At 36.4% G+C, this 25,124-nt stretch carries 22 protein-coding genes and 7 tRNA genes; 3 read left to right on the top strand and 26 right to left on the bottom strand.

Annotation, left to right across the window (positions count from 1 at the left end; genetic code table 11):
- Positions 1-10: 10 nt before the first annotated feature.
- The 18 genes from D8M06_RS00290 to D8M06_RS00205 all read right to left on the bottom strand — a co-directional run bounded on the left by D8M06_RS00290 (position 11) and on the right by D8M06_RS00205 (position 19,561).
- Positions 11-397: an ectoine synthase gene (locus tag D8M06_RS00290; protein WP_121202363.1), complete on the bottom strand. Its 387-nt coding sequence runs from the start codon at positions 395-397 to the stop codon at positions 11-13.
- Positions 398-448: 51 nt separating this feature from the next.
- The gene (gene ectB / locus D8M06_RS00285; protein WP_121202362.1) at positions 449-1,726 is read right to left on the bottom strand and encodes a diaminobutyrate--2-oxoglutarate transaminase; all 1,278 of its coding nucleotides are present in this window, start codon (positions 1,724-1,726) and stop codon (positions 449-451) included.
- A 19-nt stretch (positions 1,727-1,745) separates the two neighbouring features.
- Complete coding sequence (ectA, locus tag D8M06_RS00280) at positions 1,746-2,246, bottom strand: diaminobutyrate acetyltransferase (RefSeq protein ID WP_241558804.1); 501 nt, start codon at positions 2,244-2,246, stop codon at positions 1,746-1,748.
- 318 nt (positions 2,247-2,564) lie between these two features.
- A complete protein-coding gene (locus D8M06_RS00275) occupies positions 2,565-4,601 on the bottom strand; it encodes an EAL domain-containing protein (RefSeq protein ID WP_158591715.1) in 2,037 nt (678 codons plus the stop codon).
- 172 nt (positions 4,602-4,773) lie between these two features.
- Entirely contained in the window at positions 4,774-6,390 is a 1,617-nt protein-coding gene (locus tag D8M06_RS00270; RefSeq protein WP_121202359.1) for a M20/M25/M40 family metallo-hydrolase, read from the bottom strand.
- A 383-nt stretch (positions 6,391-6,773) separates the two neighbouring features.
- Positions 6,774-7,238: a hypothetical protein gene (locus D8M06_RS00265; protein WP_121202358.1), complete on the bottom strand. Its 465-nt coding sequence runs from the start codon at positions 7,236-7,238 to the stop codon at positions 6,774-6,776.
- Between the two features lie 56 nt (positions 7,239-7,294).
- On the bottom strand, positions 7,295-8,998 hold the full coding sequence (locus tag D8M06_RS00260; RefSeq protein ID WP_121202357.1) for a sodium:solute symporter family protein: 1,704 nt from the start codon (positions 8,996-8,998) through the stop codon (positions 7,295-7,297).
- 14 nt (positions 8,999-9,012) lie between these two features.
- Positions 9,013-9,318, bottom strand: coding sequence for a DUF4212 domain-containing protein (locus D8M06_RS00255; RefSeq protein ID WP_121202356.1), 306 nt, complete (start codon positions 9,316-9,318; stop codon positions 9,013-9,015).
- Positions 9,319-10,035: 717 nt separating this feature from the next.
- On the bottom strand, positions 10,036-10,773 hold the full coding sequence (locus D8M06_RS00250; RefSeq protein ID WP_121202355.1) for a LytR/AlgR family response regulator transcription factor: 738 nt from the start codon (positions 10,771-10,773) through the stop codon (positions 10,036-10,038).
- Between the two features lie 20 nt (positions 10,774-10,793).
- The gene (locus D8M06_RS00245; RefSeq protein ID WP_121202354.1) at positions 10,794-12,572 is read right to left on the bottom strand and encodes a LytS/YhcK type 5TM receptor domain-containing protein; all 1,779 of its coding nucleotides are present in this window, start codon (positions 12,570-12,572) and stop codon (positions 10,794-10,796) included.
- A gap of 3 nt (positions 12,573-12,575) precedes the next feature.
- Positions 12,576-14,072 (bottom strand): solute symporter family protein, encoded by a 1,497-nt coding sequence (locus tag D8M06_RS00240; RefSeq protein ID WP_121202353.1) that lies wholly within the window; start codon positions 14,070-14,072, stop codon positions 12,576-12,578.
- A 10-nt stretch (positions 14,073-14,082) separates the two neighbouring features.
- Positions 14,083-14,388 (bottom strand): DUF485 domain-containing protein, encoded by a 306-nt coding sequence (locus D8M06_RS00235; protein WP_158591714.1) that lies wholly within the window; start codon positions 14,386-14,388, stop codon positions 14,083-14,085.
- 208 nt (positions 14,389-14,596) lie between these two features.
- The gene (locus D8M06_RS00230) at positions 14,597-15,265 is read right to left on the bottom strand and encodes an aspartate/glutamate racemase family protein (RefSeq protein ID WP_121202351.1); all 669 of its coding nucleotides are present in this window, start codon (positions 15,263-15,265) and stop codon (positions 14,597-14,599) included.
- On the bottom strand, positions 15,266-16,618 hold the full coding sequence (locus D8M06_RS00225) for a TRAP transporter large permease subunit (RefSeq protein ID WP_121202350.1): 1,353 nt from the start codon (positions 16,616-16,618) through the stop codon (positions 15,266-15,268).
- 15 nt (positions 16,619-16,633) lie between these two features.
- The gene (locus D8M06_RS00220; RefSeq protein WP_158591713.1) at positions 16,634-17,782 is read right to left on the bottom strand and encodes an NAD(P)/FAD-dependent oxidoreductase; all 1,149 of its coding nucleotides are present in this window, start codon (positions 17,780-17,782) and stop codon (positions 16,634-16,636) included.
- 10 nt (positions 17,783-17,792) lie between these two features.
- Positions 17,793-18,992, bottom strand: coding sequence for an NAD(P)/FAD-dependent oxidoreductase (locus D8M06_RS00215; RefSeq protein WP_121202348.1), 1,200 nt, complete (start codon positions 18,990-18,992; stop codon positions 17,793-17,795).
- The gene (locus D8M06_RS00210; protein WP_121202347.1) at positions 18,982-19,287 is read right to left on the bottom strand and encodes a (2Fe-2S)-binding protein; all 306 of its coding nucleotides are present in this window, start codon (positions 19,285-19,287) and stop codon (positions 18,982-18,984) included. The genes D8M06_RS00215 and D8M06_RS00210 overlap by 11 nt, the downstream gene beginning before the upstream one ends.
- Before the next feature lie 4 nt (positions 19,288-19,291).
- A complete protein-coding gene (locus D8M06_RS00205; RefSeq protein WP_241558775.1) occupies positions 19,292-19,561 on the bottom strand; it encodes a (2Fe-2S)-binding protein in 270 nt (89 codons plus the stop codon).
- A 164-nt stretch (positions 19,562-19,725) separates the two neighbouring features.
- Here D8M06_RS00205 and dpsA point away from each other — a divergent pair, with 164 nt between their 5' ends.
- Positions 19,726-20,610: a dipicolinate synthase subunit DpsA gene (gene dpsA, locus D8M06_RS00200; RefSeq protein ID WP_121202345.1), complete on the top strand. Its 885-nt coding sequence runs from the start codon at positions 19,726-19,728 to the stop codon at positions 20,608-20,610.
- A gap of 540 nt (positions 20,611-21,150) precedes the next feature.
- A complete protein-coding gene (locus D8M06_RS00195; protein ID WP_121202344.1) occupies positions 21,151-21,567 on the top strand; it encodes a DUF3887 domain-containing protein in 417 nt (138 codons plus the stop codon).
- A gap of 61 nt (positions 21,568-21,628) precedes the next feature.
- Here the strand turns inward: D8M06_RS00195 and uvsE are convergent, their stop codons facing one another.
- The 8 genes from uvsE to D8M06_RS00150 form a co-directional block, all read right to left on the bottom strand.
- Positions 21,629-22,597, bottom strand: a complete 969-nt coding sequence (gene uvsE, locus D8M06_RS00190; RefSeq protein ID WP_121202343.1) for a UV DNA damage repair endonuclease UvsE — start codon at positions 22,595-22,597, stop codon at positions 21,629-21,631.
- A 193-nt stretch (positions 22,598-22,790) separates the two neighbouring features.
- Positions 22,791-22,864: transfer RNA gene (locus D8M06_RS00185), tRNA-Ile, on the bottom strand.
- 12 nt (positions 22,865-22,876) lie between these two features.
- Positions 22,877-22,950 (bottom strand) — tRNA-Gly (locus D8M06_RS00180).
- 354 nt (positions 22,951-23,304) lie between these two features.
- A tRNA-Pro gene (locus D8M06_RS00170) sits at positions 23,305-23,381 on the bottom strand.
- A 7-nt stretch (positions 23,382-23,388) separates the two neighbouring features.
- A tRNA-Arg gene (locus D8M06_RS00165) sits at positions 23,389-23,462 on the bottom strand.
- Positions 23,463-23,468: 6 nt separating this feature from the next.
- A tRNA-Leu gene (locus tag D8M06_RS00160) sits at positions 23,469-23,554 on the bottom strand.
- A 10-nt stretch (positions 23,555-23,564) separates the two neighbouring features.
- A tRNA-Leu gene (locus D8M06_RS00155) sits at positions 23,565-23,646 on the bottom strand.
- Positions 23,647-23,651: 5 nt separating this feature from the next.
- A tRNA-Lys gene (locus D8M06_RS00150) sits at positions 23,652-23,727 on the bottom strand.
- Positions 23,728-24,189: 462 nt separating this feature from the next.
- Here D8M06_RS00150 and qoxA point away from each other — a divergent pair.
- Positions 24,190-25,098: a cytochrome aa3 quinol oxidase subunit II gene (gene qoxA / locus D8M06_RS00145; protein WP_121202341.1), complete on the top strand. Its 909-nt coding sequence runs from the start codon at positions 24,190-24,192 to the stop codon at positions 25,096-25,098.
- Positions 25,099-25,124 lie beyond the last annotated feature (26 nt).

Here is a 25,124-nt window from a genome sequence, read left to right as displayed (position 1 = left end):
TTGAAATATACTATTCTGTTAATAAAGGATAATATCCTTCTTCGTTATGTGTTTCCGTTCCAACCAATGGAGGATTAAATACACAAATCATTTGCATTTTCTTTCGTACACGTAGTTTATGTTTATCATTATCGTTTAGTAGATACATAGTGTGAGGTTTTAGTTGCCATACTTCACCAGTTTCTACCTTTTCAATTTCGCCTTCTCCTTCAATCAGATAAACAGCTTCGATATGATTTTTATACCAGAAATAATTTTCTGTGCCCGCTTCGATAGTTGTATTAGTCACACTAAAACCAACACCGTCTTTTTTTAAGACAAATCTGCGGCTTGCCCAAGTATCTCCCTTTGTTTCATCTTCTGTTCCAATGATATCTTCTAGTGATTTTACAATCATTCTGTTATTCCCCTTTACTAGTTGTATTGATTGGTATAGTTATATGCTTTTTTATTTCGAAAGAACTTGTGCAATACTATCTTCAAGAATAGTCATACCTTTAGAAATTCCTTCTTCATCTATAACAAGTGGTGGAAGAAATTTTACTACTTCATCACTTGGTCCAGACGTCTCTACAATAAGTCCGCGGTCAAAAGCTTCTGCACAGATTTCACCTGCAAGTCCATCTACTTGGACTGCTATACCTTGCATAAGACCTCTACCACGTGCTTCAGCTTTTAGTTCCGGAAACTTAGCAATAATGGAATCGATTTTTTCTCTCAATAGATTTGCTTTTTGTTTTATACCATTAGAAAAATCATCTGTTTCCCAGAAACTTAAAGCTTCTTTTGCTGTGATAAACGCTAGATTATTACCACGGAAAGTCCCATTGTGTTCGCCAGGTCCCCATTGGTCAAACTCTGGTTTGATCAGTGTAATGGCCATTGGAAGACCAGAACCACCAATAGATTTAGAGAGACAAACAATATCTGGGTTAATTCCTGCAGGTTCAAAGCTGAAGAATGTGCCTGTTCTTCCACATCCTGCTTGAACATCATCAACAATTAATAAGATGTCCCAACGTCTGCAGATGCTTTCAATTTTCTTCAACCAATCCAAACGAGCTGCATTGATACCGCCTTCTCCTTGTACAGATTCTAGGATAATTGCTGCAGGTAATGCTACACCACTACCACTATCTTCTAGGAATCTTTCAAGATAGGCAATGGAATCTTGATTTTCCACATAGTCATCAAATGGCATTGCTACCGTATGATGTAGTGGAACACCAGCTCCATGACGTTTAAACGAATTACCTGTAACAGATAACGAACCAATCGTCATCCCATGGAACGCATTCGTGAAGCTTATAACTGTGTCACGACCTGTTACTTTTCTGGCAATTTTTAGTGCACTTTCAACTGAATTCGTTCCTGTAGGTCCTGGAAACATAACTTTATAGTCGAGGTTACGAGGTGTAAGTATGACTTCACGGAACGTTTCAAGAAATTCTTTTCTTGGTGTCGTTCCCATGTCGAGGCTATGGAGAATCCCATCTTCCCGGATATATTCAATTATTTTTTCCTGCATTTTCGCATCATTATGTCCATAATTTAATGCGCCTGCCCCTGCAAAGAAATCAATATATTCTTTTCCGTCTACGTCCCAAATTTTATAGCCTTTAGCTTTGGTAAAAACTGTTGGCCAACCACGGCTGTAACTCCTTACTGCCGATTCTAGTTCTTCAAATGTTTTCATTCTATCATTGCTTATTACAGCAGTTGTCATGATCTCATCCTTTAATTAATTATTTTTCAAGCGGTCCGATTTTAAACAACAATTCGTCTTCATGTCCTGTACCAGGGAAATCATCAGCTGTGAAATAGTCACTGATTTTCCAGTTTGTTTCAAACTTCCTAGCAAGACCTAAAAACAAACGTTTTGAAGGAGTATTTGACGGTGAAACTGTTGCCTCTACATAATGAACATCTTCGCATACATCACGATCTAGTAGTTGAAGCAACATCTTAGTCGCCAATCCATTTCCCCTTTCAGACGAATGAACAGCTACCTGCCAAATAAACAACGTATCAGGTTGATCTGGATGAATAAATCCAGAAATAAAACCAACCACTTTTTGTGTTTCCTTTCTTACAACTACAATGGATGTATCTGAGAAAATCTCACACCACATTAAATAGCTATAAGAAGAATTAAGATCAAGATTCCCCGTATGTTTAACGAGCTCCCAAGCAGAAGCTCCGTCTTCTTTATTTGGCTTACGGAAATGATATTCCGTTGTGGTTATATTTAACTTATCAGCTACTTCTGAAATATTAATGCTTTCACCTCCTGAGTGATTTCTGAAAATTAATTACGTTAATAAGCTTATATCCAATATTTGGTTTCGTCAAAATGGATTAAATGGTAAATAGCGTGTTTAATCATGATTAATTGCGTTGGTAGATAAATATATGCCATTGTCTACAAAATGCTAGCAAATAGTATCGAATAGTATGAATTTTAAGGAATTCAATAAAACAAAAAACTGAGAAACCCTTGATAAGGCAGGGTTTCTCAGTTTTTTTAAAAATAATACAAAAAAATTATTGATTACCACACATAACTAACTCTCCTTCATTTTCTCATTTTTGAATTCAATTCCGTACTGATAAATACCTGGCTGAACTTCTCTTGTCCAAAGAATTTCTCCACACCATTGAATCTCTTCTTCTAGTATTACCGTTTTGAATATTAAAACTTCCCCTTTTTTACTGTCTAAATTTGTCTTTGAAATAAATCGTAATCCTACAACAGTAATTTGATCAATTAGCACTTCTTCTGGTGGAATATTTTCCGTTCCGCTGTTACCAAAAGTCAACTGTGCTAAAATCGGATAATCAATTTGAACGACCCTGTGATTTTGAAGAATAGAATAATCTTTTTCACCATCATAGTCCTCTTTTATTTCTAATTGGTTTAATGATAATAGTTCTGCAAAGTCATCTGCTGGAACAGGCTTAGAAAATAGATACCCCTGGATCATGTTGCATTTGAAATTACTCAATATCTGCAGCTGTTCATATGTTTCTACACCTTCAGCAATAACATCCATTTTCAAGTACTGTGCTAAATTAATGATAGTTTTTGTAATATAGTTGTCTTCCGCTGTATCTCCAAAACTTAAATCAATAATAAAGGAACGATCTAACTTTAACGTATCAAATTTCCCTTTAAATCTTTTTAGATATGATAATGATGAATAGCCTGTCCCAAAATCATCTAAAGAAATACCAATTCCAATCCGACGTAAATCATCAAGAATAGCCAAAACCGTCGAGTCATTTACTAGCAACGATGATTCAGTAATCTCAATCTCTAAAAATTGTGGTGCAAGTTGTGTTGATTCTAATATCCTAATAACTGTTTGAACAAAATCTTTTTCTAAAAAACGATGAGCAGTGAGATTGACGGAAATAGGAATGGATGAAAGGTTTCGTCTTTGCCACATTTTAGTTTGTTTACATGCAGTATATACAACCCAACGTTCAATCTCACTAATCATTCCTGTCTCTTCTGCTATTGGTATAAATTCATTTGGAGGAATAATCCCCCATTTTGGATGTTTCCAACGTATCAGTGCTTCTGCTCCAACAATCTGATTTTTATCAGAACAAACTTTTGGCTGATAATATAGTTCCAGTTGATTAGTAACAATTGCATTCCTTAGATCATTTTCCAATTCAATTCGTTTATAGATTTGCTTATCTGCAGATGGTTTATATATATGATATGTATTTTTTCCGGTTGCTTTTGCTTTATATAAAGCAAAAGCAGCATATTTAAGTATGGAATCAACACTTCCCCCCACTTCAGGAAGAATACTTACCCCTATATTTGTTGGGATACATAATTCATATTCATCGACATTTAGCGGTTTTTCTAAAGCATGGATAATCCGACTCGAAACGTCAGCAAGCTCTTTTTCTCCTTGAAAATTGGAGAATAAAAGAGCAAATTCATCTCCCCCCATTCGTGCAATAAAAAAGTCCTCTTTCAAACATTTTTTTAATTGCCTTGCTATTTGCTTTAATACTAAATCACCTAAATGATGCCCTAAGGTGTCATTCATGTATTTAAATCGATCCAAATCTAAATAAAGTACTGCTGATCGATAATTCTGCCGTTTACTTGTATTAATCTCTACTTTTAGTCGTTCTTCAAAAAAACGTCTGTTAGGCAAGCCTGTTAAGGAATCATGATATGCTAAATACTCATTATATCTATCTTTTTCCTTTACAAATTCTTGCGCTAACGCAAATGCTCCTATTATTCTACCTTGCTTTCTAGCTGGCAGAAGGGTTAACCGAATATAAAGTATTTCTCCTTGCTTTCCGGTTAACTTCGTATGGAACCTTTTTGTACTCCCAGTTAATACTTTCTTAAAAGTATCTGTATATACTCCTCGATCCTCATTGGGTAATAACGATTCCAATGACTTATATATAACCTCGTTATTATCATATCCTAGTTTTGTAGAGAATACAGAATTCACTTTATTTATGACTCCTATATTATCCAAAAAGAATACCGGATCAGGATGGAGTTCAAAAAGAGAATGATAAAATGAATCTGTATTGGTTTGATTATCATTGGAATTCATTTCATACTTCCTTTCACACATCAAGACATACTTTTACCACAATGATAAATGTCGAATATAATAGAATTTTGTAAATAGTCCACTTAATACCTGTAGTATACTAAAACGAGATAGAGACTGTCTAGTGAAGTTTTCCTAAATAAAGAAAAATAAGAAACCTCGAAACAACCATTCAAGATTTCTTATTTATCATCATTTGTATAAGTTCATCTAATAATAAAGGTGTCTCTTTAAAAGCATTCTGCATATGCAAACGTTCGGTTCGTTTATGCGGATCTTTACCAAATGGTCCGATATTTAATACAGGAGCCTGCAACTTCTGCATCGCGTCAAATGGAATAGTATACGTATCATTCCATACTGGTGTATTTTGTTCAAAAGCATTCCAGCCATCACTTTTCCCTTCATAATTAACATAACTCAAATCACAAATGCCATTAAAATAATGTACTTGTTTTATAGATAAATTAAATTTTTCCTTTGCTCTTTTGATGATGAATTTGGTGCACCAGTCTACAAGACTATTTTCCGATGAATTAACTGCTGGATAAAAAGGAGGTGCAAATAAAATTATTATTGCTGGAGCTAATTCCTGACAATGAATCATTAGCTTATCCGTGATTCTTAGCGATTTTTCCCTGTCATCCCATTCATCATGATAATATGTCTCCGCTTTTATTTCTTTTATTAATTCTTTACCCAGTTTAGCTGTAGCATATTCTAATAAATCTTTATACTTTATAACCTTAACATCTCCAATAGGCTTTACTTGATGTTTTTTACAAATTTTTAGATAATCCTCATTACACTTTTTCGCTGCTCGATTAGCTACACTTTCAAATAACTCAAAAATATCTGTTGCACTCCGTTTGAATAAGAAGATATTGTATAATGCTGACGAGCGATATGGCGTCTGTGTAGAATATCTCAGTCTTAAATCTGTTTGTTGTAAAACAACAGGGAGCGGCGTTTGTTCTCCTAGAACCGTCTCCTGAAAAAGATCATTCCACTCCATTTCTCTAGTGAGGAAGGATCCAATATAAGGAGAGGTTATTCCTCTCAATGGTTCTCCTGCATGGGTTTCTTTCCCATAAAATAATGAAGCTGGAAGTATTTTCCCAACAGATCCCGTATAAATATAATGTTCATGATTGTCTGGTTCCATGGAGAATGCTGGTTCACTGTTTAAAAATAGTTTATAGTTCAAGTGATACTGTTCCTGTAGTTTTAACAATATTGGAACAGCTAAACGCATTCCAGCTGAATTCACTTCCTCATCAGGTACAGCCAGCACCAAAAGGTTAATAGGCCATTCTTCTGTACTTGCTTTTTCAATTAAGCGCATATGCATAACCAAACCCATTTTCATATCCATAGTTCCCCGACCAAACAAATAATCTCCAGAGTTTAAATCCTCCAATACATCTATCGGTAATTCATCAGTTGCTTCCTGCCAAATTTTCGTTAATTCTTCTGGTTGTGTAGCTAAAGGCTCATAATCACCGTATTCCTCTGTATTCACCGTATCAAAGTGACTAATTAAACAAATCGTATCTGTCGCTTCTGGATGTTTATAGAGGGCTGTTAAAAACTTTCGTCTTAAATCTGCATCATGCAATTCTAACTTATCAGGATACTGTTGAAAGTAAGACAAATCCTGCAGCTTGGCTTGTAATTTAAAAGGAAATTGCCTCTCCCCTTGAGAAAATGTCATACTTTTCCAGCTAACTAATTCATTCAGTAAGAATCGTAGTTCATCCGGTTTCTGCCATTGCATTTTAGTAGACATATACCTTTTCCTCCCTCTGCACCTATTTATTTTCCACTTCACAACACACAGCTATTGATTTTATTGGTTTATTCATTCTATGCAATACGTAGTCAATTCCTTACAACAAGAAATATATATCCCTTTTCCCACTATACAGAAAATTATCTCATTTAAGACCTTCAAAGTAAATATTACTAGACTATAACTTTCATTAAATATAAGAATGGCTACTTCAATTATTAATTACTAATTAAGCTGTCTTATTATCGATTAAGACTATGAACCCCTTCCGACTGTTGTATCAACTCCATATCAGTAATAAAACAAAAATCCGAACTTTAATTTAGTATCAAAGTTCGGATTTTATGTTGACCAAAAGAGTTATGTTCAGTCTTTTTCCTTTATCCTTCCAATTCTTTTTTTCTTTGCAGTAGGTTTCCCGTTTCTGCTTCACCTTCCCGTATGAAATGCCCTGAACCTAACCAGGCCGTTAAAGCAAATAATAAATATATTGCTTGTGTTGCATGAGGTCCTTGGAGTAGCACTTGAAGTCCCATTCCAAATCCAAGGGCAGGGATTACTATTAAAAAGGTACGGAAGATACGTTCAAATCCTTTATGTGGAGGTAGCGGCCAAATCCTGGAAAAGAAAACTCCTAAAGCTACTCCAACTCCAGTTATCACAAAAAGCTGAATGAGAATGATGGGTGTCGGAAATGGCCACCCCATTACGTAATGCCCAACTAAATAGAACACTTCTAAAAACAGGGTTATTCCAATAACTTTTTGTAAGATTTTTACATTCATCCAGGGATGAATCAAATAAAGCAAAGCCATGCCAATCCCTAATACTATGGTCCAAAACACTTAAATCTGCTCCTTCCTAATTCTTAAGCAATTATAATTGTATTGGTGACAACCAGTTAATCCTCCTCACTAGCAGCAACTTCATTATCTTCATCCATCTCAGGTGCGCGAACTTTCTCAATTAATTGCTGAATATGGAGTGGAGGTGCTTCTGTATTACGAGATACGACAAAACTAACAATAAAATTCAACAACATACCAACTACACCAATACCCTGAGCATTAATACCAAGGAAGTTTTCGAGGATTGGTCCATCTGTTCCAAATATCGATTCAGATAAGATAAGAGCAATTATAACAAGTGTAAATATTAGACCTGTGAGTATACCTGCAATAGCTCCTTCTTTATTCATCCGTTTATCGAATATCCCTAACAAAATTACGGGGAAAAGACTTGCAGCACCCAACCCAAAAGCTAATGCAACCACTTCTCCCGCAAAGCCAGGCGGTTTTACCCCTACATATGCTGCAATCAACAAAGCAACTAACAGAGTAATTCGCCCAACACGTAATCGTTGTCTTTCCGTTGCCTGCTTATTGAAAATCCGATAATATATATCATGGGAAACGGCACTGGTCATTGTTATTAACAATCCCGAAGCTGTTGACAAAGCAGCTGCCAATCCACCTGCTGCTACAAGAGCAATAATAAACGGTGCTAAGTTTGCCACCTCAGGTGTGGAAAGTACGATAATATCTCCATCAATCGCAACCTCGTTCCCTTCCCCTTCGGAAAAGTTAATGACCCCATCATCATTTTTATCATCAAACTGTAATAAACCAGTCGTCTCCCACTTATTTACCCATCCAATTTCCTGCACCTCTTCAAGTGGTTTATCAGCAATTGTCTGAATTAGATTATATTTCGCAAACGCGCCAACTGCAGGTGCAGTCAAATAAAGCAAGGCAATAAATAAAATAGCCCAAACGGCAGACCACCTGGCAGCGCGCACACTTTTCACCGTATAAAAGCGTACAATAACGTGAGGCAAACCCGCTGTTCCTGCCATTAAGGCCAGTGTAATCATGAAGACATTTAACATAGATAAATCAGTAAATGGAGCCATATACTCCGTCATACCGAGATCAACCTGTATTTGACCAAGTCGATCAACAATATCACTAGTAGTAAGAGCGAGTTGTGGAACTGGGTTCCCAGTTAATTGTAAAGAAATAGCAACTGCTGGAATGATAAATGCAATAATAATAACAAAATATTGTATAGCCTGTGTCCATGTAACCCCCTTCATACCACCTAAAAGAGCAAAGAAACCAACAATCGCCATACCAATTAACACACCAACAATAATGTCAACTTGTAAATAACGACTAAAAACAATACCTACACCACGCATTTGTCCAGATATGTAGGTAAGTGAGATAAAAATGGTAGCTATTGCAGCCACAGCTCTAGCATGACTAGAATAAAAACGGTCACCTATAAAATCAGGAACGGTAAATTTTCCAAACTTACGTAAGTATGGGGCTAACAATAAAGCTAATAGTACATACCCACCTGTCCAGCCCATTAAGTAAATAGTTCCATCAAACCCTAAAAATGCAACTAAACCTGCCATAGAGATAAATGACGCGGCAGACATCCAATCAGCTGCAATGGCTGCACCATTGGCTACAGTTGGAACATTTTGACCAGCTACATAAAAACCTGAGGTATCGCGAACTCTAGACCACCAACCAATACCTGTGTATATACCAAATGTAATGATAACCATCGTAATTGTAATAGCTTCTACACTCAACACTTACCCCTCCTTTATAACGATTTATGTTGATTTTCTTCCTTTTTTTCTAGCGCATACTGTTTATCTAACTTATCCATTCGAATGGCATAAATTAATATCAAGAAAATGAACACAAAAATAGCGCCTTGTTGGGCGATCCAATACGATAAAGTAACACCGAAAAAAGGTACATTACTTAGTGGTACTGCAAATAGAATACCGCCTCCAAAACCAACCACAGCCCAAACAGCGAGCAGGCTGCTGATTAATCTCAAGTTCTTTTTCCAATAACGAGTCTGCTTATCGTCGAGTGTCTTAATAGAATCTGGTTTTTCCAATGATAAATCCTCCTTTTTATTAATGGCTCTTTACGTGGTTTGTTGTTTTTGTAACTATGTCAGGAGTTGTTAGAAACTGTTGATAATCTGAATTCAGAGTAATGCGCTTAACTTTCGTATTTCCTCCGCTTAGTTCCTGCTATACTTGATTTCAACTAGGAAATTTCTCTTTTTACTGGAAAACTCTCCCGAACGTGACATTATGGACTATAGTTTTATAAATTTTTAGAGCATGTAACATAGCGGAGGTAGAATACGGAGACTCCTCGAAAATAAAAGGCAATTTTTTCCGTGTGTTGTAATGCTGACGAATCCTTCCTTGTCCTGTGGGAATAGCACGTGTCCAGACCTGAACAGGAAGCGAATGATCGCACAAATCAATCATAAGTGTAAGCGAGAGTACATTATTCTGAATTAAATATATTAACAATCTAAATAAAATACGACATAACCATAAAAACAACAAATCTTCTTGGTAGGGCGAGTAACCTTAGTCCACCACTTAGAAAAGAGCTTTATTTATTGCAAACTACAATTCGTAAAAACTGCACTAACGACCCTCCTTGTACAGAAAACGCTTACAGTCTCACAAATAAAAATACTGAATTTCCCCCTGCAGGTACTATTCAGTATATTAAATACATAATTAAATTTTTAAAATTTATCCAAAATGTAGCTCAGCCTGTCTAAATTGCATAAATGAGGAGCTAAATGACATTATATTCGTTCGCCATATAATACTTCAAAAAGTCCCTTTGCCGCTGTTCTACTTACCGGAACCGTTGACTTGATCGGATCCTTTATCACCAGATTATAGGCCCCATTAAACCATGGGGTTATCTCTCTAATTGCATCCATATTAACTAAATAGCTTCTATGCGGACGATAAAAAGAGAATCCGGCAAGTTTATCCTCTAATTCTTTTAAACTCATTTTTGTTTCAATTACTTCATTATTTATCGTATGTATTTTTAGTACTCTTCCTTCACGGACGGCGAATCCTATCTTTTTCGGTTCAACTACTACCATTCTTTCATCTTCTGTAATAATAAGTTTGTCTATCTTTGGTTTTAACGGTTCTCTTGAAGACAAGGCCTCTCTCACCCGTTTCATCGCTGTTTTAAATCTGACAGAATCAAATGGTTTTAGTAAGTAATCTGTCGCTTGAAGATCAAAAGCTTGCACTCCATAGGAATCATATGCTGTTGTAAAGACAATCAGTGGACCTTTTCCCTGTTTCGTGCGAAGTTTTTTTGCAATCTCAATTCCTGATAGACCAGGCATATGGATATCAAGAAAGATTACATCCGGTTGATATTCCTGGAATAACGATAATAGCTGTTCTCCATTTTCTGCACTCGGATAAAGAATCACGTGCTGCTCTTTCTGCAGCAGATATATCAATTCTTCTCTGGCTAGTCGTTCATCTTCTGCAATCATCGCTTTTATTTTCATTTAGGACTCCCCTCTCACACTTATCTAGTGGATTCCTTATACCTATTATTTTCTTCTATTAATCTATGTGTTAAAGGAAGTTGGAATGATACAATACTTCCTTTTGCAGTATTTATAAATTGTAAGGCACTTTTTTCCCCCAATAATCCCTTAAGTCGCTGATTAATATTATATAGTGCGGTACCATTTCCAGTTTTCAAATTTAAAGGTTTCTCTCCTATGGTTGAAATGAATTCTTTAGGAAATCCTTGTCCATTGTCTTTTACTTCTATATAGACAAGATCATTATTTTTAATTATGTTTATCTGTACGATTCCCCCTTTATGATTATTTCCTAAACCATGTTGCACACTATTCTCTACCAATGGTTGCAAAGTAGCAGGAGGTATTAAAACATGTTCCAGCCCTTCAGAAATATCAACTTCCACCATAATATGATCAGGAAAACGAGCCTTTACGATTTCCAAATAAGCATACAAATGTCTTAATTCATCTTGAAGGTGAATTAATGGTTCACTCGTAATTTTTAAATTAGCTCGCATATATTGACTTAACTGCACTAAAATGTAGCGGGCTTTTTCAGAATCCACTCTCATTAGTGAGTGAATTAAGTTAAAGGTATTAAACAAGAAATGAGGATTGATCTGTGCTTGCAAATTACGCATTTCTGCCTCCTTTAACAATTCTTTCATTCGTTCAGCCTCAAGACCACTAAGCTGATTTGAAATTAATGTACCAAGCCCTTTTGCCAAAGCTACTTCTACTGCGCGAATTTGCTGTGAATGCCGGAAGTATATATTTAATAATCCGATAACATCACCAGATTGATAGACTGGAACCATAATAGCCGTTTTCAGCGGACAATCTGCAAACCTACATTGAAGATCTGTTTTTTCATAGGCAACTTGAATTTCACCATCTTCCAGTGCCTTACGTGAAAGTCGCATTTTTAATGGTTCCCCCACTTGATGATGCTCACCTCCAAGACCAACATGCGCAAGTACTTTATCCTTGTCCGTCACCGCAATAGCGGCTACTTCTAATTCTTCATAAAATAGTTCTGCCATCTTCTTTGCATTAACAGCTAAAGGAGCATCTCGCAATAATGGTAATGCCTTTTCGGCGATAGATAGAGCACGATTGGTCTCAAGTGCTGCTTCTCTTTCTGATTCGTTGAATGCGACACGAATCATCATGGTAAAAATCGCTAAAGCCACGGAGTTTGTTACTACTAATGGTATACCTATCATGTTTACTAACTCAATCCCTATTTCTTGATTAGGTAAAAAGATTAATAGCAAACCCATGTGAAAAACTGGCGGAAAAATCCCTATAAAAAGTGCTTTATTTGGAGCGATTACTCTCTCTTCAGAAAAGAACTGTCCAGTCCAGCCAGTAATTAATCCCGCCAATGGATTAATAAGACTATTTGCAAACCAAGCTTCTCCTCCAAGTAAAGCAATGTATATTCCTGAAACAATACCTGCACCAAGTCCGACATATGGCCCACCTAAAAGTCCAGCTATCATTACTACTACTAAACTAAACCCGATTAAAACCTCATCATTATCAACATCTGCAATCACACTTTGCATCATTAATTCTTCCCCTTTAATTACCACACCAGTATGAGTAGCTAGAATGCCAATCACTCCAAAAACTAACGCATGATAGATAACGGTTTCTATTGTGATATCTCTGTCTAATAAGGAGCGAAACCCGGGAATTCGTGTGAGCATAAAAACAATCAATAATAATAAGCCAATCCTCTGAAATAATATTATTGTTAGTTCTACCATGAGCTAGTCACTCCAAACTCCAGTATTGATTTTAACCGACAATGCTTTATAGTTTTCACCTTGTCCTTTTTTTGTTAGAAGTGTACCAGCTATGGACCCTAAAAAACTTAAAGGAATCGAAATAATTCCAGGGTTATAAAGTGATAGGAGATCAACGCCCCAGGGACCAATACTAACGAGCAGCACTGAAACAATAAAACCTGTCGCAATCCCCGTATAGGCACCAGTTCGATTAAAACGCTTCCAATAAAATGTAAATAATAATAATGGAAATAATGTAGAAGCAGCAATGGAAAACGTTAAAGAAACTAAAAAAGCAACATTACTTTCCTCTAATCCAAGTGACAGCATAATTGAAATAAACCCCATTCCTACAGCTGTAATTCGCGCTACGAGAAGTTGTTCTTTTTCTTCTGCCTGTTTCTTTTTTACAATGTGAAAATAGATATCATGGGCAAAAGAAGAAGTAGCTGCAAAAATAAGTCCAGTAACTACAGCAATAATCGTTGCAAACGCAACCGCCATGACAAATGCTACAAGAAAATCTCCACCTAAAGCCTTAGCCAGCATTAGAGCGGCCATATTGCCACTCGAACCGTATTTAATTAAAGTATCCCAACCGACTATCGCAATTGTCCCAATCCCAAGCAATAAAGTCATGATATAAAACAATCCAATAATCCATGTAGATGATAAAACAGAAAGACGAGTACTTTTGGCATTTCTAACTGTTAAGAAGCGAATTAATATATGTGGAAGTCCTGAAGTACCCAAAATAAGTGAAAGTGTAAGCGAAATCCTCTCTATTGGATGCTGGAATAAATTTCCAGGTGTTAGAAATTGTTCCCCTAGTGGGCTTTCTTCCTTGGCTTGTACTACTAACATTGATAGATCCCATTTAATCCAGGAGAATAATATAAATACAAGTAATAACGTACCAGACATTAAAAGTACCGTTTTAATAATTTGAACCCAGGAAGTTGCGACCATTCCTCCAAACACAACATAAACAGTCATTAATATCCCTATTATCCAAACGGAAGCATGGTAATCTACACCTAACAATACTCGCAACAAAAAGCCAGAAGCTACTAATTGTGGAATCATATATAAAATCGAAATGAATATACCGCTAGTCGAAATAACTAAACGCATTTTATTTCCAGGAAACCGCTCAGCAACTACATCTCCTAATGAATATTTCCCCAAATGATGTACTGGTTCAGCAATCAATAATAATAAGATTACATAGGACAGAAGAAAACCCGTCGCATATATGAAACCATCATAACCATAAATTGCAATCAAGCCACTAATACCTAAAAACGATGCCGCACTTATGTAGTCACCCGCTATTGCCATACCATTTTGAAATCCGGTTAAACTACCCGAGGCAATATAAAATTGATTCGTTGTTTTACTGCGCTCTGCCGCCCAATGCGTTATGATGAGGGTACCAGTGACAATTGCTAGAAAAAATATAAAGTAAGTTAAATTCATAAAAATCCCCTCAGATTTCCTTCTTCAAATCCATTATTCTTTGATCGAGTATACGCATATATTTCCAATAAAACCAACCAATAGTCCAGGTAATAATAAATAATGAAAATACATAAAACCAAACGATATATATATATAAGTTGTTTTTAACAACAATAAGTGGACTATTAAATACTACAGGTAAAATCAAATAATAGAAAAGTAGGAAAGCTGTAAAATGAAAACGAAATCGATTCTTTTTTCTTATTAATCGCTGAAGTTCCAAATTGTCATAGATTGATTCTCTCAAATTTGATTCAGAAACATTTCCCTCCAAACACCTTCCCCCTTCATCCAGCATAATACTTAACAAGTATAGAACAAAAATCTAAATTATGTCAATATTATAAAAATTAAACCGATGGTGCCTGTCACTTCCCGAAATTTGTCGAAACAAAAAAAGTGCTTAACTCCCTTCCATACCAATGGTTAACGGTAATTTGAAAACCGTACAAAATTCGGGAAGTAACAGGCACTTCCCGAATTTAAGTGGCTTTTAAGATATAATGGATTAAGGTGTTGATATCAAATATGGGTAGTTCTGTTATTTCTCTTATTGCAGTTCGATATGGTGGCATGTTGGTGCATTCTAATAGGATTGCTTTTATTTCTGGATTACTTCTTATCATATTTTTCACTTTGTGTTTTATTTCTCTTTCCACTGCTTTCATGTCTAAGGACATACATTCTTCAACAATTGCTTGGGTAAAAGCAGGCATCGTATCCATTCCTTCTATAATAATAGGTATATTTTCTGCGTTTACCCCTTGTAAGTGTTTCCTAGACAAGCTTGCCTTACTAGCCGTGAGAACACCTATAGATCCACCAGCTAAAGAATGGACTATCGGTAACTGTATAAGACTGGAAGAAAAAAACGGAACATTTAATGCATGTTGAATTTCGTTCTGAAACAAGGCTAAAAACCCACAGCTTGTTTTAATTGCTTTAACACCTTTTTTCTCTAATTCTCTTGCTGACTTTATAATAAGAGGGACTAAAGAGGAATCTCCTTTCTTCACAACTCTCTCTACAGTAGCACTTTCGACTACTCGGTATTCTACTGGAAATGAATACGTAGCAGGATTGCCAATATCCCCTAATGGCCTTTGAAAACTTGTATCCAGCATGATAATTCCTAATTTTGGGCTCTCCATCTATATGAACCACACAATTAAACCAAGTATAATGAAATATAAAGAATTTGGGACGGCTAAAGTCATTACTTTTAGCGGATCAACCTTCTTATCCAAAATACCGCCAATTAAACCACACACAACAAAGGCAGTTAAACCAACTGGGGGTAGATTTTGGCCAGCTGATGCTATGTGCGACGCACCTAAAGCGATCATTGTGGGATCTACATTCATATTTTCCAAGATTGGTCCAAGAAAAGTTACAATTACGGATTGTGCAGTTGTTTGGGAACCAGTCAACATCCCGACAACGATTAATGATAACGCTCCACCTACCTTTACCATTGAATCAGCTAATCCTTCCGTCATTAGTGCGACTTTGTCAATTAACCCTGAAGCATAAAAGACGCCAACCATAATCCCGGCACAAAGCTGAATTTGCACTGTTTTACTTACTTTTGTTAGACCATTTTTAAATACCCCTCCCGTATGTTTACGGACAGATGGAAATAGAAAACTAACAAGAAAAGCAATGATAATAGCGGAAACCACTTGAAATGTAATTCCTTGAATGATAGGAATTTCCTGTAAAGGTTCAACGATAAAAGCCAAAACTGTCCATTCCGAGAAGATATTATACTCAAATAGCGTGTTGGCAATAACAATAGCAATCAGCACAATTAGCGGTATTAACGTAACCCATCTTTCTTTTAAGATTTGTGTAACAGTTTGTTTGGGTATTAACTCTTGTGGCATTTTCCTCCCACGAACAAAACGAAAGGATTCTAAAATAGCTAGAATCGCTCCTATAGTAACTGTGATATAAGAAATCATGACAACAGGACTAGGATCAATTCCAATTAAAGACGAAGATAAGTATACTGCTTGTGTAATAGGAGGCATTATGGAACCAATCGATGCGCCAAGTAAAATAATCATTCCTATTTGTTCCGGTTTCAATTTTAATTCAGTCAAGGAATGAATGACCAGAAATCCAATTACTGTTGCTGCAGCAATTGCATCACCAAGAAGAGACCCCGCTAATATTAAAGTAATAAAAATGGCTACAATCAAACCTTTAGGCGAATTACCAAATGCTGCCCTTAAACTATTTAACGTTGTATCCATCGTTCCAAGTTTCACTTGTGATTCTGCATAAAGACTCCCAAATACTGATAACATAATAACCCAGGATAATCGATCTATCCCATCAACAAAAGCCCAAGCTGTTTCTGTAAAGCTTAAACCAGAAATAATAGCTGATGACAATGTTGCGATAATTAAAGCTGCTCTAATATCACCACCAATTTTTGGAATGCCTTGAACCAAAGCTATCATAAACAGCAACACTAACGGCACAAGAATCTCTATCATAAAAGCTCCCCCTGTTTATTCAGTTTTTAACTTTAAAGGTTCCAGTAAATCTTTGTAATTCGACTCACCTGCAACTAAACTAGCAACTAAAATACCCGTAATGGGTGCTAGTGCAATACCATCTCCTTCATGTCCTGCAGCAATAACGAAACCTTGCACTCCCGGCACTTCATCAATAATAGGCAGTCCATTACCAGTAAACGGACGAAAACCTATCATTGAGCGAATAATCTGTACATTTCCCAAAGATGGTACCATCCGGATTGCATGTGACGCAATGGAGGCTAAAAGTTCTGGATTAATTTCTTTGTTGTAACCTGTAAATTCTCTACTTCCACCTATTAATAAATTTCCGCTATCTGTTTGACCGAGTGATAAACCAATTCCAAACGGCGGAGCTTTACCATATTCTTCAGATTGATGTTTCGCTGCAATGTACTGAGAACATAATATATTTCCATGAATCATAGGAGGTACTTTTTCTGAAATTAAAATGACACCACGACGCGGTATTATTGTTAAAGGAACACCAACCATTTCTGCGATTTCACCTGCGAATGGGCCTGCAGCATTAATGACTAATTCTGTAGAAATATATCCTCTGTCTGTTTTAACACCAACTACCCTCCCGTTTTGGCAATCAATACCAACAACCTCTGTATATAACCGGATATCTACCCCACTTCTTCTGGCAGCTCGAGAAAATGCTTGCGTTAATAGGAGAGGGTTAACTTCTGCATCTTCCGTGCTATATGTGGCTCCGACTAAATTGTCAGATAAATATGGCTGAAAAGCCTTTGCTTCCTTTGCATCAATTAACTTCACTCGAAGTCCTGCTTTATTTTGCCTATCTACAAACTTCTTCATGAAATTCAAATGCTCTTCTTTTTCAATTAAGATCATTCCACCGTTTTTGTTATACTCGATTGAGGTTTCTAATTCTTCTTCCAATTGGTCGTAGATTCTCCTGCTTGCTTTTGCCAGTTTAATAGGAAATCCAGGTTTTTTGGACTGTAAGATAATTGCTTTATCACAGTTCCCTGAAGTCTGTCCCCCAATTTCTTTTCTTTCGAGCAAAATAACTTTTCTCTCTTTTGCCAATCGATAGGCAACGGAAGTACCTATTACACCTCCCCCTATCACAACCGCATCAGCTGTTTCCATAACGCCCTCCTTACTCATTCATTCGTTTATTCCATAACTCGGCAATTTTTTCTTTTCCTATTTCAATCTGTGGTTGAAACGAAATAACGGCCTCTTCCCTTGCGAGCAATACTTTCTTCTTTGCTTTAATAATTTCTTTAGAATTTTTCAATAAGCCTAATCTATCACTAATCACAAGCCCAACTAAATTACCCTGTTCAATCGCAACATTGGCGCCTTCAATTCCTGTAATATTACCTGCAGTAAAGATTCCAGCTTGTGTTGTTTCTAAGTTTTCATTATGAAGTGGTACATATCCCCCAACTTCTTCTAAATAGGCAAACTCACACCCTGCCACTCTAGCGATCTCTCCTAAAGGATATAAACCACCAGAAATACAGACACAATCTACCGTTACTTCCTCCATTTTCCCATTAGCAGATCCATTCTTATCCACTTTTTCTACTTTTATCGCATCGACCTGATTCTCTCCAACTATCTCGACCACTGCTTTCCTTATATGCAAAGGTACTCCAAAAACTTTTATCCCAAATGAGGGGTAATAAGTTATAGCTAAATTTTGTATAACTGGATATTTCAACATTTTCCCAAAAAGTTTCAGAAAAGGATTTGGTAGAACATGAACAAAATTAGATAAGTAAGAGATTAGTTGTTTTGGTTCCGCTTTCATATGTGAGAATTCGCTTTTCTTTGGAAGGTAAATACCAACCACATGTATCCCTGCAAGTCTCATATCATAAGCAATAGTCAAAGATAATGGGTCAATTCCTATAATAGCTATTTTTTCTCCAGGTTTTACACGATGATAATTGGTTAACATTTGTGCTGCCCCGATTGCCATTACTCCTGGCAGGGTCCAACCTGGAATCGGTAAAGCTTTTTCTGCAGCTCCGGTAGCAATGATAATATATTTCCCATGCAGTCGTTCTCCACTAGATAGTAAGACTTCCCACCTTGGGAATATTCCACAAACTTGCTCCTCAAGAAAAAAGGCTATATTTAGGTCTGTTAACTTTTTTCCTAATTCATCTGCTATTTTTTGCCCAATCCACCACCCACTCTTTGAATCCTTATAAAGCTGCCCTAATAACTTACCACCAACTTCAGGGTTTTCATCAATAATAGCCACGGATACACCATTTTCTGCTGCTTTAATCGCTGCACTCATACCAGCAGGTCCTGCTCCGATAATGACTAGATCAAAATTCATTTGAATCCTCTCTTTCAGAAACAATCGTCATGTTATCTCTTACTCTTGTCAGACATGCTCGAACACTTACTTGACCATCTAAAAGAACACGACACTCGTAACAGTGGCCAATTCCACAGTAAATTCCTCGTGGGCGTTTTTCTTTCATTGAATATCGCAATATTCGAATATTATGAGCTAGTAAAGCTGCAGCAATTGTTTCTCCTTGTTTTGCCAAATATTTCTTACCATCAAATGTAAATTCGATTTCATCACCCGCTGTATTTTCAAGTACAGGATGATTACTAATGCGCATAGCTTCAACCCTTTCTTGTGTTTGCTAGTTCAGAAAGACGAATGGGACGAATGGGATTGCCAAAATTTAATTGTTGAACGTCATTACTATCTTGCTTTATAGTCTTTGACAAGCAATCTTCTATTAATGGTCTGCATGTTCTCCCCTGACAAATACCCATACCCGCCCTCGTTACTACTTTTATAGCCCTTAATGTTGTTGCTCCACTTTCAATTGATGAAATAATTTCACCTAATTTAACCTCTTCACATCTACACACAATTGTATTTTGCACCTTCCAATCCCTCCACTTCATCAAAATATTGTAGGCATATGATAGTGTGTTATGTTATACAATGGGTAATGGCGCAATTTCTAAATATGCTTTATGCTATATTTAAATTTATGTTAATATTATAATTTCATGCTTTTATACATTAAAGAAAGGTGGGAAAATTATTGACAAAGAATTTAAAAGTGCTTGTTATGGGAGGAGACAATCGTTATTTAGAAGTAATTAATAAACTTGCTTCAAATGATGTAAGAGTTTTTTTAACTGGATTTGATCAACTATCCTTCTCTACCCCCTATGTAAGCCACCGAGAATTAATGGATATTGATTTCAGCATGTTAGATGCCATCCTACTTCCTGTATCTGGGACAGATAGCAACGGGGTAATTGAAACGACTTATTCCGATAAAACTATTAAGTTAACAGAGTACCTATTAAATAAAACACCTAAGCATTGCGTAATCTATACTGGTATCGTGAATGATTTCCTAGTAAATATAGCAGCATCTACAAATCGAAAATTAGTTCGCTTGTTCTCACGTAATGACATTGCCATCTACAATTCCATTCCGACTGCTGAAGCGACTCTGAAGTTAGCCATAGAGGAAACGGATTTTACTATTCATGGATCAAATGTTCTAATTTTAGGTTTTGGCAGAATAGGAATGACAATAGCTCGCTTATTCTCAGCTATAGGGGCCAATGTTACAGTTACAGCCAGAAAAACAGAACATTTTGCTCGTATTAGCGAAATGGGACTAAAATCCATTTCAACAGAAAAAATGGATAGAATTATATCAAGTATGGATATATGTATTAACACTATACCTAAAATGATCATCGATTCCAGTGTCATTAATAACATGTCAACTTCCACTCTTATACTGGATCTTGCATCAAAACCAGGCGGTACCGATTTTGAATACGCTTGTAAAAAAGGCATTAAAGCAATACATGCACTTGGCCTACCAGGTAAAACAGCACCAAGAACTGCTGGAGAAATCATTGGGAGCGTATTATTGGAATTGCTGAATGAGATAGATTATGAATAATAATTACTTATGTATATGCTTTTATCTTTTCCTAGTAGAATGAAAAAGTACATGAACCCAAAGTTCATGTACTTTTTTATTTTGGTTTTTTTCTAAAAGATTGTTGCCTTTTGAAACATTACTCTGATTCATATTTTATAAAGACTTTTAACTTCATTGATTCAGAATATTCCCTCGGTCACACTTATGCTTGTTTATGCGGTCATTCGCTCCGAAATAGGCTTCCTTATTACTTGAGAGAAATTTATACAAGTTGCGATATAAACGGTTAAACAATAATCCTTGTAGTGGGGCGAGAGTAATCGTAATCTCACTCTTTTACAAAACAGCCTGATAATATCTTTGGATTAAAGTGTAATTCCAGCTTATCTGGGAAACAATAAAACAAGGACGACCTCGCTTGCAAGAATTTGCTAGCGAAGGATTTTTTCAATGGTACCAGTGCTAACTGTGCCAGTAAAGTAAATAGACACACCCTATATTCTTCAGGTAGAAAATTATGATGAAATTCCACTTTAATATAATTGGAGGTTATTTATAATGGTTAAAAATGTACTTTGGTTCCTAACTATCGCAACTGCTTTTTTCTTGCTTTCTGGATGTGCTGATGGAGAAGACAAAGAAGAAGAATTCCAGGAGTCTGCCGAAGAAAAAGCAAATGTTATTTTCGCAGAGGAGTTTATTATGTTCATATCTGAAGACCGTTACGAAAGAGCAACTGAATATTTAGATGAGTCTGTGAAGGAAGAGTATCCCGCATCTGAACTAGAAAATATTTGGAGTTCTTTTGAAGAAAGATTAGGCTCATTCGTTAATCAGAACTATGAGTCCATGGAAAAAGATAATGATCAAGATGTCATAACCATTATTGGTGAGTTTGAAGATGGAGAAATCAAATTTCAAATAGCCGTAAATCAGAACGAAAAAATTTCTCAATTTACATATGAAAACGAATAAAAGGTTCATGTAGGGTACGGGTAGTTTGTACCCTACATTTTTCTATTTATGAAAGCACTAATTATTTCACTAATAAACTTCCATCATCTATAATCTCAATTTCTTTGTATTGCTTTAAATCTTCCATTAGCCTTAATAAAGCACTATCCTTTTGTTTGGCTTCAATCATACAATCTATTTGAGGTACACTCCCCTTTATTGCACGCAAAAAGTCCATAAACATTTCGCTATCTACATAATCTGCGTGTGCTCGGAACTTATCAGATGATTTCGGGCTAGATATATGCATTTTTACAGGTAATTCAGAATGTTTCCACGTGTTTAACACGCGTTCCCAATAGAGATACCAATTTGGATCATGATGATGTGCGAGATGATGATGGTAGTCGAATACTAAAGGAACTCCTAATTTCTCACATAAATATAAAGTCTCTACTAAAGAAAAAGTTTTATCGTCATTTTCTAAAATAATCATTTGCTGTAAATCAGAAGGAATGAATGCCCAATTATGAATAAACTTTTCCAAAGCCTTCTCGGGATCATCATAACCACCACCAACATGCATCACACAACGATGAACAGGCTCTACACCCATTCCCTTTAATAAACGATAGTGCATTCGTAAAGTTTTTATAGACTTAGTCAGGACATCTTTTTTTGACGTATTTACTAAAACAAAATGGTCGGCATGAAAATCAACTCGCATTTTTGGATGTTCCTTAAGAAATTCCTTTATGTCACCTAATACTTGCTTTAAAGGTTTCATATAATTCCAGTCTGATGTTTCTGGGTGATCTGCTAACGGAATTAACTTCGAAGATATACGATAAAAATAAATGTCACTTGCAATATTATGTCTTAGTATACGAAGTACGTTCAATATATTTTCTTTTGATATTTTTTCTAATTTACGTAGCGCTGCCTCCCTATCTTGTATTTTCGAAAAGTTTGCATATGTCATTGTTCTTGATGTGGAACTGTTCTGTACTTGGGTACTTATAGCTGAATATCCTAGCCTAACTAACGTCAATGTACTTACTCCTCAACAATTATTCATTATTAAAAAGTTTTCCCATAAGTAGCAAATATAATGCACGATACGAAAAAAGAAATAGGGTGCAAATAGCACCCTATTTCTTTTCACCTATTTCTTTTCAATATGGAAAGTATTAATTCCTTAGAAGTATATAATTATGTCCATAGACTGATTCGTCACCTTAATATGGGCCTGAGTGGACTCGAACCACCGACCTCACGCTTATCAGGCGTGCGCTCTAACCAGCTGAGCTACAGGCCCATAATAAAAAAATGGAGCGGGTGAAGGGAATCGAACCCTCGTCATCAGCTTGGAAGGCTGAGGTTTTACCATTAAACTACACCCGCATAATAAAAGAGTATTTTTTTAGTGTATTCCACGACAATCATGCCCCTGTATCTTCTAGCATATTCAGTGATGATGGATGCTTCGGGGCAACTCGTAGATTATTCGGTAGAGGCCATGCTCGTGGCTGAGGTTTTACCATTAAACTACACCCGCATAATAAAAGAGTATTTTTTTAGTGTATTCCACGACAATCATGCCCCTGTATCTTCTAGCATATTCAGTGATGATGGATGCTTCGGGGCAACTCGTAGATTATTCGGTAGAGGCCATGCTCGTGGCTGAGGTTTTACCATTAAACTGCACCCGCATACTAAAAGAGTATTCTTTTTCGTTTGAATGCCGCAATCTTCTAATGGTCGGGAAGACAGGATTCGAACCTGCGACCCCATGGTCCCAAACCATGTGCTCTACCAAGCTGAGCTACTTCCCGAAATGAGCGCGCCCGAGAGGAGTCGAACCCCTAACCTTTTGATCCGTAGTCAAACGCTCTATCCAATTGAGCTACGGGCGCATATGATGCCGAGGACCGGAGTCGAACCGGTACGATAGTTACCTATCGCAGGATTTTAAGTCCTGTGCGTCTGCCAATTCCGCCACCCCGGCATGGGTCTAATGCGGGTGAAGGGAGTCGAACCCCCACATCCGAAGATACTAGATCCTAAGTCTAGCGCGTCTGCCAATTCCGCCACACCCGCATAAATGGTGAGCCATGAAGGATTCGAACCTTCGACCCTCTGATTAAAAGTCAGATGCTCTACCGACTGAGCTAATGGCTCCTTAGTAAATAGTCTACTTATCTATCATGTAAGTTTCTGTTTGTTGACCCAATAATGTAAAAAAATAACTTTGAAATTATCTCATAGTATATTTATCTTTGTCAACAATCAATTATATATATTGAAATTCGAAATAAATTTTATGAGCAGAAATTATATTACTCTCCTAAATGGTAAAAGTCAATAGTTTTTTGAGTTTAATCATGTGTCTTACACGATATTTTCATTCGATTAACAATTGCTTCTATTATATAGGTATGAGCCCTTGTAAGACTTTACTTCTGTTTTTTGTGCAGACTGTTTCATTTTGTACGAAATTTATACAAAAGTTCATGAACATTTTGTGAAAGTTATGCAAACCTATTGTTTTTTATTTACTAGAATTATAGGATATAAAGCAATGCTAGTTAGTAACCACTCACGATTATTCAAATAAAGTCAGCAAAAGAAAGGGGTAACTACATGAAATTGAAATTAACCTTATTATCATTAGTTTTCACTATATTCACAGTGTTAATAGGTTGTGAACCGCTCTTAGTATTGGATCCTAAAGGTCCTCAGGCAGCAACCACTGCGAATGTAATATGGATTTCAATTGCAACAATGGCATTTATTGTAATTGCCGTATTTGTTTTGTTAGTCTTCGTGTTATTTAAATACCGAGCTTCAAAACAAAGTAAAGATTACGAACCACCACACATAGAAGGAAATAAATATGTTGAGGGTATTATCGTCGGTATACCAGTATTAATCATCATATTCCTTTCTATTGTCTCTGTAAAATCAACTTATGAAGTTGAATCCGTTCCAGAAGGATATGAGAATCAAGATCCAATAGTAATTTATGCATCCTCTTCAAATTGGAAATGGCATTTCAGTTATCCTGAGCAAGATATTGAAACGGTCAATTATGTTTTCATACCTACTAATCAACCAATTGAATTTAGACTATATTCACACGGGCCGATTACAAGTTTTTGGATTCCACAACTAGCTGGACAAAAATATGCAATGGCAGACATGATTACAACCATTAATCTCGCTGCAGAAACTCCAGGTGAGTATATGGGAAGAAACGCAAACTTTAGTGGAGAAGGATTTGCTGAAAATACATTTAATGTAACAGCTTTATCAAATGATGAATTTGATACATGGGTCGATGAAATACACGACACCGCTGAGCCACTAACAGAAGATGAATTTAATGAATTGTTGGAACCAGGGCATCTCGGACAGATGACGTACACTGGAACACACCTAGACTTCTCCCCTGCACCAGAAGGAGAACATGGTGGACATGATCATGGTCCAGAACTTGAGACAGATTCATCTTCTGATCATGGAAATTCTGAACACAACAACCACGAGTAATTTCGAGTCTGATTACAGCTAGATCG

It is taken from the genome of Oceanobacillus halophilus (assembly GCF_003628505.1).
Taxonomy (GTDB): domain Bacteria; phylum Bacillota; class Bacilli; order Bacillales; family Amphibacillaceae; genus Oceanobacillus; species Oceanobacillus halophilus.
Note: the sequence above shows the minus strand (reverse complement) of the source record. Positions and strands in the feature narration are given on the sequence as shown.